Below are 19164 nucleotides of genomic sequence, written 5' to 3'. Positions count from 1 at the left end.
CATAAACCGTACGGCAGCGGAAGAGCGGCTGATAGTCGCCACCGCCTCCCGCCATCGCCCCCGCACACGTTCTTCACAGGCCCTCACCCGGATGCCGGACGGAAGCGGCGAAAGGCCGCTCCGCCCGCATTCCGGTTCGCTGAGATCTTCGACGGATCAGAGCCGGCCGAAAGCCTGCTCGATCAGGTCGAGGCCCTCGTTCAGCAGGTCCTCGCCGATCACCAGCGGCGGCAGGAAACGCAGGACGTTGCCGTACGTGCCACAGGTGAGGACGAGCAGCCCCTCGGCGTGGCAGGCCTTCGCGAGCGCGCCCGCCGCCTCCGGGTTCGGGTCCTTCGTGCCGGACTTCACCAGCTCGATCGCGATCATCGCGCCGCGGCCGCGGATGTCGCCGATGATGTCGCCGTTCGGGAGCTTCGCCCGCATCTCGGCGAGGCGGCCCTTCATGACCTCCTCGATCCGCTTGGCCTTCCCGTTCAGGTCCAGCTCGCGCATCGTCTCGATGGCCCCGAGCGCACCGGCGCAGGCCACCGGGTTTCCGCCGTACGTACCGCCCAGGCCGCCCGCGTGCGCGGCGTCCATGATCTCGGCGCGGCCGGTCACGGCGGACAGCGGCAGACCGCCCGCGATGCCCTTGGCGGTGGTGATCAGGTCCGGGACGATGCCCTCGTCCTCGCAGGCGAACCACTGGCCGGTGCGGCAGAAGCCGGACTGGATCTCGTCCGCGACGAACACGATGCCGTTGTCCTTGGCGAACTGCGCGATCGCCGGGAGGAAGCCCTTGGCGGGCTCGATGAAGCCGCCCTCGCCGAGCACCGGCTCGATGATGATCGCGGCGACGTTGTCCGCGCCGATCTGCTTGGTGATCGCGTCGATGGCCTGCGCGGACGCCTCGGCCCCGGCGTTCTCGGCACCGGTCGGCCAGCGGTAGCCGTAGGCGACCGGGACACGGTAGACCTCGGGCGCGAACGGGCCGAAGCCCTGCTTGTACGGCATGTTCTTCGCCGTCATGCCCATGGTGAGGTTGGTGCGGCCGTGGTAGCCGTGGTCGAAGACGACGACGGCGGTGCGCTTGGTGTAGGCGCGGGCGATCTTCACCGCGTTCTCGACGGCCTCGGCGCCCGAGTTGAACAGCGCGGACTTCTTCGCGTGGTCACCCGGCGTCAGCTCGGCGAGCTGCTCGCAGACCTCGACGTACCCCTCGTACGGCGTGACCATGAAACAGGTGTGGGTGAAGTCCGCGAGCTGCGCGGAGGCCCGGCGTACGACGGCCTCGGCGGACGCGCCGACGGAGGTCACGGCGATCCCGGACCCGAAGTCGATCAGCCGGTTGCCGTCCACGTCCTCGATGATCCCGCCGCCCGCACGGGCGGTGAACACCGGCAGGGTGGAGCCCACACCTGCGGCGACGGCGGCGACACGGCGAGCCTGCAGCAGAGCCGACTTCGGGCCGGGGATGGCAGTGACGACGCGGCGCTCCTGCGGGATTGCGGTCATGAGGGGCTCCTGGGGGATGTTTCGGACGCTCTTGTCCTCGCAGGCTAGGGGTGGGGGAGGGGTGCGGGCATGCTCCGATCGGGAGTGGTGGGGGCGTGTCCTTGTCCTTGGCGGACAGATGGCGGGATGAGGCGGTCCGGGTACCGGGAATGACCATGAAGCGCTGAATGCGGGTACTAGATTGAGCGACTGCACCGAGATACCGCCTTGGCACGTCAGGGGAGCAGTGGCAATGGGCACCGAGGGCACGTACGACCCGCAGCGTGAGCAGGGCGGGCAGGGTGCGGAGGATGCCGGCGCGCGATGGCTCGGCCGTTCCCCCGACAGCGATGCCGCCGTCCGGGTGCCCCGTCCCACCCCGCCTCCGCCTCCCATGCCTCCGCTCCCGCCCCGGTCGCCCGCCGCGGTCTTCGACGTGCGGCACTGGATGCGGGCCCATCGGGCGGACGCGGAGCCGGGCCTCTGGCGGTACGAGTACCGGCCGAAGCCGGCCGGAGGCCCCGGCGAGGTGCCCACCCGCGCTCTGGTCGTGGGCGCGCTCATCTCGATCGCCTGCGGGGTCTTCGCGTGGGCCGTCTGGAGCACCGACTACATCGCGGTGCAGCGCCTGCCCCTGAAACTGTTCACCCCTTCCGACTGGTGGCGCGGTGAACCCGGACAGTCCGCGCGCACGGCCAGCGCCGTCTACAACAGCCTCTTCGCCGCCGTCCTGATCTACTTCTGCGGCCGGCTCGGCAACTGGCCGGCGCTGTACCGCAGGCTCGTGCTGGACCGGCCGCAGCCGGGCCGGGCGCTGGCCGGGATGGTGACCGGACTTCTGGCGGTGTGGATCGTCCTCGGGACGAACCTGCTCCCCTTCTTCTACGCGATCGTCCATCTGCTGATCCCGATGTCCGCGCTCCGTGGAGACCCGGAGACCGCCGCCGCGCTGGGGATCGCCGTCAACCTTCTGGTCGCGGGCGTCGTGCTGTGGCCGTTCGCCCGGACGGGCGGGTGGCTGCGGGCCTTCCGGAAGCCCGGCCCCGCCGCCGTGGTCGCCCCTGAAGCGGAACCCGAGACCGGGGAAGACCCCGCCGGGTGGCCGCGGCTGCGGGCGGCGGGGCAGCCCGGAGCCGCCGACCGGCTGGCTGCCGAGGTCGCGGGCAAACGGTTGAGCGACGTCGACTGCGCGAGGATCGACCATGCGTGGTCGCGGGTGGAGGCGGGCGCGCTTTCCCCCGGGGTTTTCGTCGACGGAGTGATGAAGCAGGGGGCGGCGGCCTGCCTGCATCCTTCCGGCGACCGCGACCTCCCGGTCCGCGCAGCCACCCACGATCTGCTGACCGCTCAGGTGAAGGTGGGCGTCTACGCGGAACACCCGCGCAACCCTTCCGCCCGGCGAGGTGCGGGAGCGGCTCTCGACCCTTCCGTCCTCGGCACCTCGCTCCTGGCCGTCGGCCCCCACGGCGCCGACCGGACCCGACGCCTGGTGCGGCCGGTGGTGGAGTCCCTGTCCCTCCAGGCGCTGTCCGGGCGGGCGGCCGTGGTCGTCGTCTCGGCCGAGGGCGCGGAGCTGGGACCCGAGGATTCCTACGACGTCGTGGTGAAGATCGGCGATGCCGACTCGGTGTACGACCTCGATCTGTACGGCGGGATCACCGACCCGGACGAAGCCGCGATGCTCCTGTCGGAGGCCTTCACCGGTGATCTGCCGGACGTGGACAGCCGCCGGGCCGCCATCACACTGGGCCAGCTGATCGGACCCTTCAACGCCGCCCACGGCCGCTTTCCGTCGCTGCCGGAGCTCCGGGAGATCCTCGACGGCGGCCGTCGGGCGCTGGACCTGCTCCGCGGTGAGCTCCATGCGGAGGAGCACCGTTCCTATCTGCGGGAAGTCGACGCGCGCGAGCGTCAGCTGGGTACCTCCGCGGACCTCAGCGGGGTGCTCGCCGACCGGATCGCCTTTCTCGACCGGCCCGCCTTCAGCGCGTTCTTCGACACCCGGGGCCGGTCACGGCCCTTCTCGCTGCGCGCCCTGGAGCACCCGGTCCGCGTCCGGATCGTGCTGCCGGAGCGAAGCCACCCCGAGGCTTCGCGCATTCTCACCCGGCTGATCTTCGCGCAGTTCGTCTCCAGCGTCGGTGCGCGTCGCGACGCGTCGCTCTTCGCGGCGCTCGTGCTCGACGACGCCGCGAGCGCGATGACCACCGATGCGGTCCGGGCGGTGCAGCGCTTGCGGCAGCTGAACGCCGGAGCCGTCCTGGCCGTGCGATCCCTGGACGATGTGGGCCCGCATCTGCACGCCGCGCTGCTCGGGGCGGTCGGCTGTCTGATGACGTTCCCCGGCATCACGACCTGGGAAGGCAAGCGCTTCGCCGAAGCCTGGGGCAAGGAATGGGTCGAGACCCGCGAGGTCGCCCAGCACACCGTCTTCGCCGACCAGCCGTTCACCCGCGCCCTGCACGCCCTGCGCAAGCTCGTCACCGGCAAGGCCGTGACCACGGACGCGGTGACCGTACGGCAGGTCGAGCGGGAGCGCTGGTCGGCCTCGGAGCTGGCGTACTCCGTGCCGGCCGGGCACGCGGTCCTCTCCCTCACGACCGTCCAGGGCGAACACGCACCCCCCCTCCTCGTCCACCTCGACGGCTGAGACGGCTACCCGGAAGTAACGCGACGGCCGACGGAGAGCGGTTACCGGTACCCTGCCAGCCTGGCAGAATCGGAGGCAGCCGTTCATACGGGACGGCGCAATGTGGACCGTCGTCGCGGCCGGGGATCCGGTCGTCCGTACGGCGGCACCCGCGACCTCGTCCCCGACCTGAGGGTTCCCCGCCCATGCCCCCCACGCTCGCCTCGCTCGTCCAGCACTCGGCGCTCAAGCTCACCGTGCGGGCGGGCACGGACCGGCTCGACACGCCTGTGCGCTGGGCCCACGCCAGCGAGCTCGCCGACCCCGTCCCGTACATGGACGGCGGCGAACTCCTCCTGGTGACCGCCACCAACCTCGACGCCGAGAACGCCGAGACCATGCGGCGATACGTGCGGCGGCTGGCCGGGGCCGGGGTCGCCGGGGTCGGATTCGGGGTCGGGGTGAACTACGAGGACATCCCGCAAGCGCTCGTCGAAGCCGCCGAGGAGGCGGGCCTGCCGCTCCTCGAAGTGCCCCGCCGCACCCCGTTCCTCGCCATCAGCAAGGCCGTCTCCGCCGCCATCGCCGCCGACCAGTACCGCGCGGTCACGGCCGGCTTCGAGGCCCAGCGCGAACTGACCAGGGCCGCGCTCGCCGGGGACGGGCCCGCCGATCTCCTCGCCCGGCTCGCCGCCCACATCGACGGCTGGGCCGCCCTGTACGACACCTCCGGCGCGGTCCTCGCCGCCGCCCCCGACTGGGCCGCCCGCCGCGCCGCCCGCCTCACCCCCGACGTCGAACGCCTCCGGGACCGCCCCGCCCCCGCCAGCATCGTCGTCGCCGACAGCGAGGACCGGGTCGAGCTGCAGTCGCTGGGCACCGGCCGTCGGGCCCGCGGTGCGCTCGCCGTCGGCACCGGAGCCGCACTCGGCACCGCCGAGCGGTATGCCGTGCACTCCGCCGTCGCCCTGCTCACCCTCACCACCGCCCGCTCCCGCTCCCTCCAGGGCGCCGAACAGCGCCTGGGCGCCGCCGTCCTGCGGATGCTCCTCGCCGGACAGCCCGACCACGCGCGGGCCGTCGCCGGAGACCTCTACGGCGACCTGCTCGACGCCCCGTTCCGGCTGCTCATCGCCGAGGCCGCCGCGCCCGCCGGGCCCGAACTCCTCACCGAGACGATGGAGGCCGCCGCCGCCCGCACCGGCGAGGCGCTCCTCCTGGTCCCCGAGGGCGAGCGCGTCGTCGTGCTCGCCGCGGACGGCGGATCCGCCGTCGCCGCCTGCGCCTCCTACGCCGAGGCCCAGGACGACCGCGCCCCGCGCGAGGGCGGCGCCGAGGACAGCGACGTCGTGGTGGGGCTCTCCGCCCCCTCCGGTCCGATCGCCGTCTCCGCCGCGTACAAGCAGGCGGAACAGGCCCTCTCCGTCGCCCGCCGCCGGGGCAGGGCGCTGGTCGAGCACGAGGAGCTGGCCGCCGGATCCGTCCTGCCGCTCCTCGCCGACGACGCGGTACGGGCCTTCGCCGACGGCATGCTCCGTGCGCTGTACGAGCACGACGCCAAGGGCCGCGGCGACCTCGTGGCCTCCCTGCGCGCCTGGCTCTCCCGCCACGGCCAGTGGGACGCCGCCGCCGCCGACCTGGGCGTGCACCGGCACACCCTGCGTTACCGGATGCGCCGGGTGGAGGAGATCCTCGGCCGCTCGCTGGACGACCCGGACGTCCGCATGGAGCTGTGGCTCGCCCTCAAGACGACGGCGGCGACCGCGACCGCCGAGGGCTGAGCGACCGGCCCGAACCGTATTGCAACGATCGGTACAAAACCCTGGAGTGCAGCCGGCCGGCGACGGCGTTGCCGATGACAGTGGCGGCGCCGTACGCCAGGCGGCCTCGGCCTCGACCGCTTCGGCCTGCGGGCCCGCTCTGGCTCGGCGCGGGCCTCGCGGTGACCGGCCTGCTCACCCTCGTACCGGATCTGCTGCGGCGTACGGAGAGGCCGGGCGCGGCCGGACCGGGCGACCGCTCCGCCAATTCGGAGCACCCGGCACCCGTTCCGCTCCACGCCGGACAAACGCCTTGAGCGCGTGTCCGCCCTACCGTGGGACCACAGAGGGGAGCCTTCCCGGGCGCCACGACGTACGTGATCACGTCATCACCACCTCCTTACGACCTCCGAACTCACGACCTCCGAAGGGCCGGAACCTCCATGACTTCGCCCCACGCTTTCTGGGTGGCCGGCCGCCGGGCCACCGGTGCCGACAGCTTCGACGTCACCAACCCGTACGACGGACGCCTCGTCGGCACCGTCAGCGTGCCGACCGACGTCCAGGTCGAGGAGGCCGTCGCCGCCGCCCACGCCGTACGCGACGAGTTCGCCGCCACCCCGGCGCATGTCCGGGCCGCGGCCCTCGACCACGTCGTGCGGCGGCTGACGGAGCGCACCGAGGAGATCGCCCAGCTGATCTCGGCGGAGAACGGCAAGCCGATCAAGTGGGCGCGCGGCGAGGTCGGCCGGGCCGTGTCCGTGTTCCGGTTCGCCGCCGAGGAGGCCCGCCGCTTCAACGGCGGCGAGGCCCAGCGGCTCGACACCGACCTCGGCGGCACCGGCCGCCTCGGGCTGACGCGGCGCTTCCCGCGCGGGGCCGTCCTCGGTATCGCGCCCTTCAACTTCCCGCTGAACCTCAGCGCCCACAAGGTCGCCCCGGCCATTGCCGTCGGCGCCCCGATCATCCTGAAGCCGGCCCCCGCCACCCCGATCTCCTCCCTGATCCTGGGCGAGCTGCTCGCCGAGACCGACCTCCCGGCCGGATCCTGGTCCGTCCTGACGGTCCCCAACGACAAGATGCCCGCGCTGGTCCAGGACGAGCGGCTGCCGGTCATCTCCTTCACCGGCTCGGGCCCGGTCGGCTACTCGATCATGGAGTCGGTGCCCCGCAAGCACTGCACCCTGGAGCTCGGCGGCAACGGCGCGGCGGTCGTCCTCGGCGACTACGCCTCGGACGAGGACCTGGACTGGGCGGCGACCCGGATCGCGACCTTCTCCAACTACCAGGGCGGCCAGTCCTGCATCTCGGTGCAGCGCGTCATCGCCGACGCCTCGGTCTACGACCGGCTCGTCCCGAAGATCGTCGCCGCCGTCGAGGCCCTGGTCACCGGCGACCCGGCCGACGCCACCACCGACGTCGGCCCGCTCGTCAGCGAGGACGCCGCCAAGCGCGTCGAGTCCTGGGTCGACGAGGCCGTCCAGGGCGGCGCGGAACTCCTCACCGGCGGCAAGCGCGACGGCGCCACCTACGCCCCGACGGTCCTGGCCTCGCTCCCCGACGACGTGAAGCTCTCCTGCGAAGAGGTCTTCGGCCCGGTCATGTCGCTCCAGAAGGTCGACGGCGAGGCCGAGGCGTTCGCCGCCGTCAACTCCTCCAAGTACGGCCTCCAGGCAGGCGTCTTCACCCACGACCTCCAGACCGCCTTCCGTGCCCACCGCGCCCTGGAGGTCGGCGGCGTGATCATCGGCGACGTCCCCTCGTACCGCGCCGACCAGATGCCGTACGGCGGCGCCAAGCAGTCCGGCGTCGGCCGCGAGGGCGTCCGCTACGCCATGGACGACTACACCTACGAGCGCGTCCTGGTCCTCACGGGCCTCGCCCTGTAATACCCCGGACGACCCCCGCCCGCGCCCCCGCCCGGACAGCGGGTGCGGGCGGGGGCGCGCAAAGGAACGGCCTGAGCCCACTGTGCGGGGGCTCAGGCCGTTCCTGTCTCTTCCGGGGTCCGGCTCCCCGGCGCGGGACGTGGCACGCCCGCCGCGATCGGCCGTCAGCCGAGCACCAGGAACACGGTGCTCACCGTCAGCACGAGGAGGCCGAGGGCGGACACGAGTCCTCCCCAGATCCGCACGAGCTGCCGCCGCCGGAGGGCATCGCGGTGGAAGTCCAGCTGCGGATGTTCGATTCCCCACCGGGCGTAGCGCCGCAGAAGCCTCGGCTCCGCGTAGGCCGGGTTCAGCAGAACCTCCACGACCCACCGGGCCGCCCCGCGGTGGTCGGTCGCCAGCGCGAGGCCGGCCAGGAACACGGCGCCGCCCAGCAGCGGTGGTATCAGAGACATGCGGGAGCCTCCAGGGGCAGGAGAAGTGCCGCACCACAGTACGGACGACGGACTTCGCCCGGGCGGCCCACCTCGTGCGCGGGGGCTGGTGCGGGTGCCGAACCACGGGTACACGGGTTACATACGGACCACAAGCAGACCCGGAAGCAGCCCGACAGCAGCAGCTCGGCAGCGACGAGCGGCGAGGTGAGGTCCCTCATGTCCGCACCACACAACACCCCCCAGGTCCCCAAGGCCCCCAAGGTCACCGAACGCGAAGCGCGGCAGGTCGCCGAGGCCGCGCGGGAGCAGGACTGGCGCAAGCCCAGCTTCGCCAAGGAGCTGTTCCTCGGGCGCTTCCGGCTCGACCTGATCCACCCGCACCCCCTGCCGCCGCCCGACGACATCCGGCGCGGCGAGGAGTTCCTGGCGCGGCTGCGGGCGTTCTGCGAGGCGCACATCGACAGTGCGCGGATCGAGCGCGAGGCGAGGATCCCCGACGAGGTGATCAGCGGGCTCAAGGAGCTCGGCGCGCTCGGGATGAAGATCGAGACCAAGTACGGCGGGCTCGGACTCACCCAGGTGTACTACAACAAGGCGCTCGCCCTCGTCGGCTCCGCCAGCCCCGCGATTGGTGCGCTGCTCTCCGCGCATCAGTCGATCGGCGTACCGCAGCCCCTGAAGATCTTCGGCACCCAGGAACAGAAGGACGTCTTCCTGCCCCGGCTGGCCACCACGGACATCTCCGCCTTCCTGCTGACCGAGCCGGACGTCGGCTCCGACCCGGCCCGCCTCGCCACCTCCGCGGTGCCCGACGGGCCGGACTACGTCCTGGACGGGGTGAAGCTCTGGACCACCAACGGGGTCGTCGCCGATCTGCTCGTGGTCATGGCCCGGGTGCCCGCCTCCGAGGGGCACCCCGGCGGCATCACCGCGTTCGTCGTCGAGGCCGACGCACCGGGCGTCACCGTGGAGCACCGCAACGCCTTCATGGGGCTGCGCGGCATCGAGAACGGCGTCACCCGCTTCCACCGGGTCCGGGTCCCCGGCGCCTGCCGGATCGGGCCCGAGGGGGCCGGGCTGAAGATCGCCCTGACCACCCTCAACACCGGCCGGCTCTCGCTGCCCGCGATGTGCGTGGGCGTGGGCAAGTGGTCGCTGAAGATCGCCCGCGAATGGTCCGCCGTACGCGAGCAGTGGGGGCGGCCCGTCGCCAAGCACGAGGCGGTCGGCGCGAAGATCTCGTTCATCGCGGCCACCACCTTCGCCCTGGAGGCCGTCGTCGACCTCTCCTCGCAGATGGCCGACGAGGACCGCAACGACATCCGCATCGAGGCCGCCCTCGCCAAGCTGTACGGCTCCGAGATGGGCTGGCTGATCGCGGACGAACTGGTCCAGATCCGCGGCGGGCGGGGCTTCGAGACCGCCGCGTCGCTGGCCGCCCGCGGCGAGCGGGCCGTCCCGGCCGAGCAGATGCTCCGCGACATGCGCATCAACCGGATCTTCGAGGGCTCCACCGAGATCATGCATCTGCTGATCGCCCGCGAGGCCGTCGACGCCCACCTCAAGGTCGCGGGCGACATCATCGACCCCGACAAGCCGCTCTCCGCCAAGGCGAAGGCGGGCGCCAACGCCGCCGGGTTCTATGCCCGCTGGCTGCCCCAGCTGGTGACGGGCGCCGGACAACTCCCGCGTACGTATGGTGAGTTCAGTCCTTCCGGGCATCGCGACCTCTCGGGTCACCTCCGGTACGTCGAGCGGTGCTCGCGCAGGCTCGCCCGGTCGACCTTCTACGCCATGTCCCGCTGGCAGGGGCGGATGGAGACCAAGCAGGGCTTCCTCGGCCGGATCGTCGACATCGGCGCGGAGCTCTTCGCGATGAGCGCCGCCTGCGTCCGCGCCGAGCACCTGCGCAGTGCGGGGGAGCACGGGCGGGAGGCGTACCAGCTCGCTGACGCCTTCTGCCGGCAGGCCCGCATCCGGGTCGAGGAGCTGTTCACCCGGCTGTGGTCCAACACCGACGACCTCGACCGGCGCGTCGTCGACGGCGTCCTGTCGGGGACGTACACCTGGCTGGAGGAAGGCGTCGTCGACCCCAGCGGCGAAGGCCCCTGGATCGCGGACGCCACCCCCGGCCCCTCCGTCCAGGAGAACCAGCACCGACCGGTGCGCTAGACGCGGCCCCGTACGGGATACGTCGGGTGCGTCCGCCGCGTCCACGCACCGGACGTACCCCGTACACCCCGCCCGCCGCAGGGCAGGATGAGCGCCGTGACCGTCATCGACATCCCCGGCTCCAAGTCCGTCACCGCCCGCGCTCTCTTCCTGGCCGCCGCGGCCGACGGCACCACCACCCTGCTGCGACCGCTGCGTTCGGACGACACCGAGGGCTTCGCCGAAGGGCTGAAGAACCTCGGTTACGCGGTCGAGCAGGAGGCCGACCGCTGGCGCGTCGAGGGCCGCCCGGGCGGCCCCGCGGCCACCGACGCCGACGTCTACTGCCGCGACGGCGCGACCACCGCCCGCTTCCTGCCCACCCTCGTCGCGGCCGCCGCCTCCGGCACGTACCGCTTCGACGCCTCCGCCCAGATGCGCCGCCGCCCGCTCGCCCCGCTCACCCGGGCCCTCACCGCCCTCGGCGTCGACCTGCGCCACGGGGAAGCGGAAGGGCACCACCCGCTGACCGTCCGGGCCGCCGGGATCGTGGGCGGCGAACTCACCCTGGACGCGGGGGAGTCCTCCCAGTACCTCACCGCGCTGCTGATGCTCGGGCCGCTCACCGCGAAGGGCCTGCGCATCGAGGTCACCGAGCTGGTCTCCGCGCCGTACGTCGAGATCACCCTCGCGATGATGCGCGACTTCGGCGTGGAGGTGGAGCGGGAGGGGAACACCTTCACCGTCCCTCCCGGCGGTTACCGGGCCACCGCCTACGCCGTCGAGCCCGACGCCTCCACCGCGAGCTACTTCTTCGCCGCCGCCGCCCTCACCGGCCGTGAGGTCACCGTCCCCGGCCTCGGCACCGGCGCGCTCCAGGGCGATCTCCGCTTCGTCGACGTCCTGCGGGGCATGGGCGCCGAGGTCAGCGTCGGCGCCGACGCCACCACCGTCCGCTCCACCGGCCGGCTGCGCGGGATCACCGTCAACATGCGCGACATCTCCGACACCATGCCGACCCTCGCCGCGATCGCGCCGTACGCCGACGGTCCCGTCACGATCGAGGACGTCGCCAACACTCGGGTCAAGGAGTGCGACCGGCTGGAGGCGTGCGCCGAGAACCTGCGCGCCATGGGCATCACCGTGCACACCGGGCCCGACCGGATCGAGATCCACCCCGGCACGCCGAAGCCCACCGAGATCGCCACCCACGGCGACCACCGCATCGTGATGTCCTTCGCCGTCGCCGGACTGCGCACCCCGGGCCTGACGTACGACGACCCCGGCTGCGTACGCAAGACCTTCCCGCGCTTCCACGAGGTGTTCCAGGACTTCGCCGGGTGCCCGCAGGCCTGACGCCCGGCCCCGATCCGGTGGACGCCCGGCCCCGATCCCGTGACCGGAGCGCGGCCCACCGGGACGCGCTGTCCCCGCACACAGCCGGAGCGGCAACAATGGGGGGCATGAGCGACAGCCCTGCCCCCCTCGCCGATCCGCATCTCGTCTTCGATGCCGCGGACGGCCGCCGGGATCTCGTGATCCTCGGCTCCACCGGGTCGATCGGCACCCAGGCCATCGACCTGGTCCTGCGCAACCCCGACCGCTTCCGGGTCACGGCGCTCTCGGCCGCAGGCGGCCGGGTCGCCCTGCTGGCCGAGCAGGCCCGCCGGCTGCGGGTGAACACGGTCGCCGTCGCCGCCGAGGACGCGGTCCCCGCCCTGCGCGAGGCGCTGCGGGACCGGTACGGGGCCGGCGAACCGCTCCCCGAGATCCTGGCCGGACCCGACGCGGCCACCACCCTCGCCGGAAGCGCCTGCCACACCGTGCTCAACGGCATCACCGGCTCCATCGGGCTCGCCCCCACCCTGGCCGCGCTGAAGGCGGGCCGCACGCTCGCCCTCGCCAACAAGGAGTCGCTGATCGTCGGCGGCCCGCTGGTGAAGGCGCTCGCCGCTCCCGGCCAGATCATCCCGGTCGACTCAGAGCACGCCGCGCTCTTCCAGGCGCTGGCCGCCGGCACCCGCGCCGATGTCCGCAAGCTCGTCGTCACCGCCTCCGGCGGACCCTTCCGGGGCCGTACGCGCGCGGAACTGGCCGACGTCACCCGGGAGCAGGCGCTCGCCCACCCGACCTGGGCGATGGGCCCGGTCATCACCATCAACTCCGCGACCCTGGTCAACAAGGGCCTCGAGGTCATCGAGGCACACCTCCTCTACGACGTCCCGTTCGACCGGATCGAGGTCGTGGTGCACCCGCAGTCCTACGTGCACTCCATGGTCGAGTTCAGCGACGGCTCCACGCTCGCCCAGGCCACCCCGCCGGACATGGGCGGCCCCATCGCCATCGGCCTCGGCTGGCCCGAGCGCGTCCCGGACGCCGCCCCGGCCTTCGACTGGACGAAGGCCTCCAGCTGGGAGTTCTTCCCGCTGGACACCGAGGCCTTCCCGTCGGTCGGTCTCGCCCGGCACGTCGGCACGCTCGGCGGCACCGCACCCGCCGTGTTCAACGCGGCGAACGAGGAATGCGTCGACGCCTTCCTCGCCGGACAGCTGCCCTTCAACGGAATCATGGATACGGTCACCGCTGTGGTGTCCGAACACGGCACCCCCGCCCCGGGAACCTCGCTCAGCGTCGCGGACGTCCTCGAAGCGGAAACCTGGGCCCGCGCACGGGCCCGGGAACTGACGGCGAAAGCGACAGCGGAGGCGCGCGCATGAGTCTGACCTCGGTCCTGCTGACGGTCCTGGGGATCGCCGTCTTCGTCGTGGGGCTGCTCTTCTCCATCGCCTGGCACGAGCTGGGCCACCTCTCCACGGCCAAGATGTTCGGCATCCGGGTGCCGCAGTACATGGTCGGCTTCGGCCCGACGCTCTGGTCGAAGAAGAAGGGCGACACGGAGTACGGCATCAAGGCCATCCCGGCCGGCGGCTACATCCGCATGATCGGGATGTTCCCGCCGGGCCCCGACGGCCGTCTCGAAGCCCGCTCCACCTCCCCGTGGCGCGGCATGATCGAGGACGCCCGCTCCGCCGCCTTCGAGGAGCTGGAGCCGGGCGACGAGAAGCGGCTCTTCTACACGCGCAAGCCGTGGAAGCGCGTCATCGTGATGTTCGCCGGCCCCTTCATGAACCTCATCCTCGCGGTCGCCATCTTCATGGGCGTCGCGATGACCTTCGGCTTCCAGACCCAGACCACCGAGGTCGGCGGCGTCCAGCAGTGCGTGATCGCGCAGAGCGAGAAGCGCCAGACCTGCAAGGCCGACGACGCCGCATCGCCCGCCAAGGCCGCCGGGCTCCAGGAGGGCGACAAGATCGTCGCCTTCGCGGGGACGGAGGTCGACGACTGGGCGACGCTGTCGGACCGCATCCGCGAGACGGTCGGCCCCGCCGCCATCGTCGTCGAACGCGACGGCAAGGAAGTGACGCTCAACGCGGTCCTGCGCGAGAACAAGGTCGCCAAGAAGGACAGCCGGGGCGAGGTCATCCCGAACGAGTACGTCACGGCGGGCTACCTCGGCTTCGCCGCGCAGACCGAGATCGTGCCGCTCGGCTTCGGCGACTCCGTCGTCCGCATGGGCGACATGATCGAGAACGGCGTCGACTCGATCATCGCCCTGCCCTCCAAGATCCCGGCCCTGTGGGACGCCGCCTTCAGCGACGGCGAACGCGCCGACGACTCGCCGGTCGGCGTGGTGGGCGCGGCCCGGATCGGCGGCGAGGTGATGAACCTCGACATCCCGGCGCAGAACCAGGTCGCGATGATGCTGTTCCTGCTCGCGGGCTTCAACCTCTCGCTGTTCCTGTTCAACATGCTCCCGCTGCTCCCGCTCGACGGCGGGCACATCGCGGGCGCGCTCTGGGAGTCCCTGCGGCGCAATCTGGCCAAGGTCTTCCGGCGCCCCGACCCGGGCCCGTTCGACGTGGCCCGGCTGATGCCGGTCGCCTATGTGGTCGCCGGACTCTTCATCTGCTTCACGCTGCTGGTCCTGGTGGCCGACATCGTGAACCCCGTCAAGATCACCTGATCGTCCCTTCCGCCCCACGGGTTGCGGCCGGGCACACGCGTTGTGTCCGGCCGCTCACCAATGGGTGGACATGTCGACACGGTGCGGCCGTCCCGGCTCCGGTGCCGTAACCTCGAAGGCTGGAGCCCGCCGATCTCGGGACCTTGATCCACACCTTGGGGATGCACAGCGCATGACTGCGATTTCTCTCGGAATGCCGGCCGTTCCGACCAAGCTCGCCGACCGAAGGGTCAGCCGACAGATCCAGGTCGGCACGGTCGCGGTCGGCGGCGACGCACCCGTATCCGTGCAGTCGATGACGACGACACGTACGTCGGACATCGGCGCGACGCTCCAGCAGATCGCCGAGCTGACGGCGTCCGGCTGCCAGATCGTCCGGGTCGCGTGCCCGACCCAGGACGACGCCGACGCCCTCGCCACGATCGCCCGGAAGTCGCAGATCCCGGTGATCGCCGACATCCACTTCCAGCCGAAGTACGTCTTCGCCGCGATCGACGCGGGCTGCGCGGCGGTCCGGGTGAACCCGGGCAACATCAAGCAGTTCGACGACAAGGTCAAGGAGATCGCGAAGGCGGCCTCCGAGACCCGCACCCCTATCCGGATCGGCGTCAACGCCGGCTCCCTGGACGCGCGGCTCCTGAAGAAGTACGGCAAGGCCACCCCCGAGGCCCTCGTCGAATCGGCCCTCTGGGAGGCGTCGCTCTTCGAGGAGCACGGCTTCGGCGACATCAAGATCTCGGTCAAGCACAACGACCCGGTCGTCATGGTCAACGCCTACCGCCAGCTCGCCGCCCAGAGCGACTACCCGCTGCACCTCGGCGTCACCGAGGCCGGGCCGGCGTTCCAGGGCACCATCAAGTCGGCCGTCGCCTTCGGCGCCCTGCTCTCCGAGGGAATCGGCGACACCATCCGCGTCTCGCTCTCGGCCCCGCCGGCCGAGGAGGTCAAGGTCGGACTCCAGATCCTGGAGGCGCTGAACCTCAAGCAGCGCCGCCTGGAGATCGTCTCCTGCCCGTCCTGCGGCCGCGCCCAGGTCGACGTCTACAAGCTCGCCGACCAGGTCAGCGCCGGTCTGGAGGGCATGGAGGTCCCGCTCCGCGTCGCCGTCATGGGCTGTGTCGTCAACGGCCCCGGCGAGGCCCGCGAGGCCGACCTCGGCGTCGCCTCCGGCAACGGCAAGGGCCAGATCTTCGTGAAGGGCGAGGTCATCAAGACCGTCCCCGAGTCGAAGATCGTCGAGACCCTCATCGAAGAGGCCATGAAGATCGCCGAGCAGATGGAGAAGGACGGCATCGCGTCCGGCGAACCCCAGGTCTCCATCGGCGCCTGACCAGCCCCTTTCCACGCCTTCACCGCCCCGCCCGGCCCCGTGCCCGGCGGGGCGGCGGCGTACCGGGGCCCGTCCCGGAAAGCGGGCTCCCGGACTCGAGCAGCGTTCGAGGGCCGTGTCGGTTACAGTGCGGAAATCAGCAGACCGCATGGTGAGGCCCCCTCGTGTTGACGCAGACCACCACCCGGGTCCTCGAACCCAGCGACCTCGGCGCCGCGCTCGCCATTCTGGAGAGCGAGCCCGTGGCCAACGCCTTTGTGACGTCCCGCGTGCAGGTCGCGGGACTCGATCCATGGCGCCTCGGCGGCGAGATGTGGGGCTGGTACGCCGACGGCAGGCTCCGCTCCCTGTGCTACTCCGGCGCCAACCTCGTCCCCATCTGCGCCGGACCCGAGGCCGTCCGTGCCTTCGCCGACCGGGCCCGCCGGGCCGGCCGCCGCTGCTCCTCCATCGTCGGCCCCGCCGAACCCACCACCCAGCTCTGGCGACTCCTCGAACCCAGCTGGGGCCCCGCCCGCGAGGTCCGCGGCAACCAGCCCCTCATGGTCACCGAAAGCCTCTCCGCCGACGTCACGCCCGACCCGCTGGTCCGCCGCATCCGCAAGGACGAGACCGAGATCCTGATGCCGGCCTGCGTGGCGATGTTCACCGAGGAGGTCGGCATCTCCCCGCTCGCCGGCGACGGCGGCCTCCTCTACCAGGCCCGGGTCGCCGAACTCATCGGCACCGGCCGCTCCTTCGCCCGCATCGACGACGGCAAGGTCGTCTTCAAGGCGGAGATCGGCGCGGCCACCTCCCGGGCCTGCCAGATCCAGGGCGTCTGGGTCGCCCCCGAACACCGCGGCAAGGGCCTCTCCGAAACGGGCATGGCCGCCGTCCTGCGCTACGCCCTGGCGGATGTCGCCCCCGTCGTCAGCCTGTACGTGAACGACTACAACACCCCCGCCCGCAAGGCCTACCGGCGCGTCGGCTTCCGCGAGGTCGGCGCGTTCATGAGCGTCCTGTTCTGAACCGCCGCGCTCACCCGGGCGCCCGCCCCGGCCAGTAGGGTTCCGGCATGGCAGCTCCCGCAGAAGGCCCCGAAGCACCCGACGTCGAGATCGGCCCCGTCGACCTGGCCGCCCGCGTCGACGAAGCCCTGCACGTCCAGGCGGCCGCCTTCGGGCTGAGCCAGGACGAGATCGACGTACGCCGCCACATCGTCCTCAGGCACCTGGAACACCCGCACGCCCGCGCCCTCGGCGCCCTCGACCCCGACGGGCGGCTCGTCGGCTTCGTCTACGGGCTGCCCAACGACCGCGCCCAATGGTGGTCCACCGTCGTCGAGCCCTATCTGCGGGCCACCGGCTCCGACGGCTGGCTCGACGACTCCTTCGTCATCACCGAGCTCCACGTCCACCCCGACCACCAGCAGCGCGGCATCGGCCGCACCCTGATCACCGCCATCACCGACTCCGTCGGCCACCCCCGGTCGATCCTCTCGGCGATCGACAAGGACAGCCCGGCCCGCACGCTGTACCGCTCGCTGGGCTACCGCGACCTGGCCCGCCAGGTCGTCTTCCCGAGCGCGCCGCAGCCGTACGCGGTCATGGGAGCGCCCCTGCCGCTGCTGCGCCCGAGCTGAATGGATTACCGCCCGCCCGCGCCGCCCGGTTAACCTCGGGCTCACCACTTTCGCGAGCAGGAGTTCACCATGGCCCAGGTCCAGCGCATGTCCCGATTGATGATCAAGACACTGCGCGACGACCCGGCGGACGCCGAGACGCTCAGCCACAAGCTGCTGGTCCGCGCCGGGTACGTGCGCCGCAACGCGGCCGGCATCTGGTCCTGGCTGCCGCTCGGCAAGAAGGTCCTGGACAACATCTCAGGCGTCGTCCGCGAGGAGATGGACGCCATCGGCGCCCAGGAGGTCCTGCTGCCCGCCCTGCTGCCCAAGGAGCCCTACGAGGCGTCCGGCCGCTGGGAGGAGTACGGCGACCTGCTCTTCCGCCTCAAGGACCGCAAGGGCGGCGACTACCTCCTCGGCCCGACCCACGAGGAGATCTTCACCCAGACCGTCAAGGACCAGTGCACGTCCTACAAGGACCTGCCGGTGATGCTCTACCAGATCCAGACCAAGTACCGCGACGAGGCCCGCCCCCGCTCCGGCGTGCTCCGCGGCCGCGAGTTCCAGATGAAGGACTCGTACAGCTTCGACACCACCGACGAGGGCCTCGCGCACTCCTACGCCCTGCACCGCGCCGCGTACATCAAGATCTTCGAGCGCCTGGGCCTGGACCACCGCATCGTCTCCGCCGTCTCCGGGGCGATGGGCGGCTCGGCCTCCGAGGAGTTCCTGGCGCCCGCCGCCGCCGGTGAGGACACCTTCGCGGACTGCCCGAACTGCGACTACGCCGCCAACACCGAGGCCGTGACCTTCGCGCTCGCCCCGGTCGACGGCTCGGCGCACGGCGCGGTCGAGGAGCTGGACACCCCCGACACCCCGACCATCGAGACGCTCGCCGCGCACCTCGGCGTCCCCGCCTCCGCCACCCTGAAGAACCTGCTGGTCAAGGTGGACGGCGAGATCGTCGCCGTCGGCGTCCCCGGCCACCGCGAGGTCGACCTCGGCAAGCTCGGCGAGCACCTCGCCCCCGCCGTCGTCGAGCTGGTCACCGCCGAGGACTTCGTCGGCCGTGACGACCTCGTACGCGGCTACGTCGGCCCCCAGGGCCTGGAGAAGGTCCGCTACCTCGCCGACCCTCGCGTCGCCCCCGGCACCTCCTGGGTCACCGGCGCCAACCAGGAGGGCAAGCACGCGAGGAACGTCGTCGCGGGCCGCGACTTCGAGGTCGACCAGTACCTCGACGTCGTCGTGGTCGAGGAGGGCGACCCCTGCCCCAAGTGCGGCACCGGCCTCACCCTGGACCGCGCCATCGAGATCGGCCACATCTTCCAGCTCGGCCGCAAGTACGCCGACACCTTCCAGCTCGACGTGCTCGGCCAGCAGGGCAAGCCCGTCCGCGTCACGATGGGCTCGTACGGCATCGGCGTCTCCCGCGCCGTGGCCGCCCTCACCGAGCAGACCGCCGACGACAAGGGCCTGTGCTGGCCCCGTGAGATCGCCCCGGCCGACGTCCACGTCGTCGCCGCCGGCAAGGCCCTCCAGACGGAGCTGGCCCTCGACGTCGCGGAGAAGCTCAACGCGGCCGGCCTGCGGGTCCTGGTCGACGACCGCCCCGGCGTCTCGCCCGGCGTGAAGTTCACCGACTCCGAGCTCATCGGCGTGCCCAAGATCCTCGTCGCGGGCCGCCGCTCCGCCGACGGCGTCCTGGAGCTGAAGGACCGCCGCACCGGCGAGCGCGAGGAGCTGACCGTCGACGAGGCGATCGCCCGTCTGACGGCCGACCTGGCCTGACCGGTACCTCGTATACGAGGAGGGCCCCCGCGCAACGCAGCGCGGGGGCCCTCCTCGTACGTACGCCGGAC

Annotated in this window: 13 protein-coding genes; 11 read left to right on the top strand and 2 right to left on the bottom strand. The window is 72.0% G+C overall.

Annotation, left to right across the window (positions count from 1 at the left end; genetic code table 11):
• Nucleotides 1–156 precede the first annotated feature (156 nt).
• Nucleotides 157–1497, bottom strand: a complete 1341-nt coding sequence (gene gabT, locus AC0VY3_RS25955) for a 4-aminobutyrate--2-oxoglutarate transaminase (RefSeq protein ID WP_103512767.1) — start codon at nt 1495–1497, stop codon at nt 157–159.
• A gap of 232 nt (nt 1498–1729) precedes the next feature.
• Between gabT and AC0VY3_RS25950 the strand changes: the two genes are divergently transcribed.
• The 3 genes from AC0VY3_RS25950 to AC0VY3_RS25940 all read left to right on the top strand — a co-directional run bounded on the left by AC0VY3_RS25950 (nt 1730) and on the right by AC0VY3_RS25940 (nt 7754).
• Nucleotides 1730–4126, top strand: coding sequence for an ATP/GTP-binding protein (locus AC0VY3_RS25950; RefSeq protein WP_103512766.1), 2397 nt, complete (start codon nt 1730–1732; stop codon nt 4124–4126).
• A 185-nt stretch (nt 4127–4311) separates the two neighbouring features.
• Nucleotides 4312–5886, top strand: coding sequence for a PucR family transcriptional regulator (locus AC0VY3_RS25945; protein WP_475550715.1), 1575 nt, complete (start codon nt 4312–4314; stop codon nt 5884–5886).
• Between the two features lie 422 nt (nt 5887–6308).
• Nucleotides 6309–7754, top strand: coding sequence for an aldehyde dehydrogenase family protein (locus AC0VY3_RS25940; RefSeq protein WP_103512764.1), 1446 nt, complete (start codon nt 6309–6311; stop codon nt 7752–7754).
• Between the two features lie 164 nt (nt 7755–7918).
• On the opposite strand, the gene AC0VY3_RS25935 is transcribed toward AC0VY3_RS25940, so the two are convergent.
• Nucleotides 7919–8209, bottom strand: a complete 291-nt coding sequence (locus AC0VY3_RS25935) for a hypothetical protein (protein WP_475550714.1) — start codon at nt 8207–8209, stop codon at nt 7919–7921.
• A 198-nt stretch (nt 8210–8407) separates the two neighbouring features.
• Here AC0VY3_RS25935 and AC0VY3_RS25930 point away from each other — a divergent pair, with 198 nt between their 5' ends.
• The 8 genes from AC0VY3_RS25930 to AC0VY3_RS25895 all read left to right on the top strand — a co-directional run bounded on the left by AC0VY3_RS25930 (nt 8408) and on the right by AC0VY3_RS25895 (nt 19093).
• The gene (locus AC0VY3_RS25930; protein WP_242736992.1) at nt 8408–10363 is read left to right on the top strand and encodes an acyl-CoA dehydrogenase family protein; all 1956 of its coding nucleotides are present in this window, start codon (nt 8408–8410) and stop codon (nt 10361–10363) included.
• Nucleotides 10364–10459: 96 nt separating this feature from the next.
• Complete coding sequence (aroA, locus tag AC0VY3_RS25925) at nt 10460–11698, top strand: 3-phosphoshikimate 1-carboxyvinyltransferase (protein ID WP_475550713.1); 1239 nt, start codon at nt 10460–10462, stop codon at nt 11696–11698.
• Nucleotides 11699–11805: 107 nt separating this feature from the next.
• Nucleotides 11806–13059 (top strand): 1-deoxy-D-xylulose-5-phosphate reductoisomerase, encoded by a 1254-nt coding sequence (gene dxr, locus AC0VY3_RS25920; protein WP_103512777.1) that lies wholly within the window; start codon nt 11806–11808, stop codon nt 13057–13059.
• Nucleotides 13056–14366: a M50 family metallopeptidase gene (locus AC0VY3_RS25915; protein ID WP_475550712.1), complete on the top strand. Its 1311-nt coding sequence runs from the start codon at nt 13056–13058 to the stop codon at nt 14364–14366. Before dxr ends, AC0VY3_RS25915 begins: the two co-directional genes overlap by 4 nt.
• Nucleotides 14367–14538: 172 nt before the next feature.
• Nucleotides 14539–15696: a flavodoxin-dependent (E)-4-hydroxy-3-methylbut-2-enyl-diphosphate synthase gene (gene ispG, locus AC0VY3_RS25910; protein ID WP_030629615.1), complete on the top strand. Its 1158-nt coding sequence runs from the start codon at nt 14539–14541 to the stop codon at nt 15694–15696.
• A gap of 164 nt (nt 15697–15860) precedes the next feature.
• On the top strand, nt 15861–16706 hold the full coding sequence (locus AC0VY3_RS25905; protein ID WP_181011120.1) for a GNAT family N-acetyltransferase: 846 nt from the start codon (nt 15861–15863) through the stop codon (nt 16704–16706).
• A 47-nt stretch (nt 16707–16753) separates the two neighbouring features.
• The gene (locus AC0VY3_RS25900; RefSeq protein WP_475550711.1) at nt 16754–17320 is read left to right on the top strand and encodes a GNAT family N-acetyltransferase; all 567 of its coding nucleotides are present in this window, start codon (nt 16754–16756) and stop codon (nt 17318–17320) included.
• A 69-nt stretch (nt 17321–17389) separates the two neighbouring features.
• Nucleotides 17390–19093, top strand: a complete 1704-nt coding sequence (locus AC0VY3_RS25895) for a proline--tRNA ligase (protein ID WP_103512757.1) — start codon at nt 17390–17392, stop codon at nt 19091–19093.
• Nucleotides 19094–19164: the final 71 nt, after the last annotated feature.

Source organism: Streptomyces sp. iso_384, assembly GCF_056172905.1.
This window is presented reverse-complemented; position numbering and strand designations above follow the sequence as displayed.

Coding starts and splice junctions, on each gene's coding strand:
- gabT (WP_103512767.1), bottom strand. CDS start 1,497: ATGACCGCAATCCCGCAGGAGCGCCGCGTCGTCACTGCCATCCCCGGC.
- AC0VY3_RS25950 (WP_103512766.1), top strand. CDS start 1,730: ATGGGCACCGAGGGCACGTACGACCCGCAGCGTGAGCAGGGCGGGCAG.
- AC0VY3_RS25945 (WP_475550715.1), top strand. CDS start 4,312: ATGCCCCCCACGCTCGCCTCGCTCGTCCAGCACTCGGCGCTCAAGCTC.
- AC0VY3_RS25940 (WP_103512764.1), top strand. CDS start 6,309: ATGACTTCGCCCCACGCTTTCTGGGTGGCCGGCCGCCGGGCCACCGGT.
- AC0VY3_RS25935 (WP_475550714.1), bottom strand. CDS start 8,209: ATGTCTCTGATACCACCGCTGCTGGGCGGCGCCGTGTTCCTGGCCGGC.
- AC0VY3_RS25930 (WP_242736992.1), top strand. CDS start 8,408: ATGTCCGCACCACACAACACCCCCCAGGTCCCCAAGGCCCCCAAGGTC.
- dxr (WP_103512777.1), top strand. CDS start 11,806: ATGAGCGACAGCCCTGCCCCCCTCGCCGATCCGCATCTCGTCTTCGAT.
- AC0VY3_RS25915 (WP_475550712.1), top strand. CDS start 13,056: ATGAGTCTGACCTCGGTCCTGCTGACGGTCCTGGGGATCGCCGTCTTC.
- ispG (WP_030629615.1), top strand. CDS start 14,539: ATGACTGCGATTTCTCTCGGAATGCCGGCCGTTCCGACCAAGCTCGCC.
- AC0VY3_RS25900 (WP_475550711.1), top strand. CDS start 16,754: ATGGCAGCTCCCGCAGAAGGCCCCGAAGCACCCGACGTCGAGATCGGC.
- AC0VY3_RS25895 (WP_103512757.1), top strand. CDS start 17,390: ATGGCCCAGGTCCAGCGCATGTCCCGATTGATGATCAAGACACTGCGC.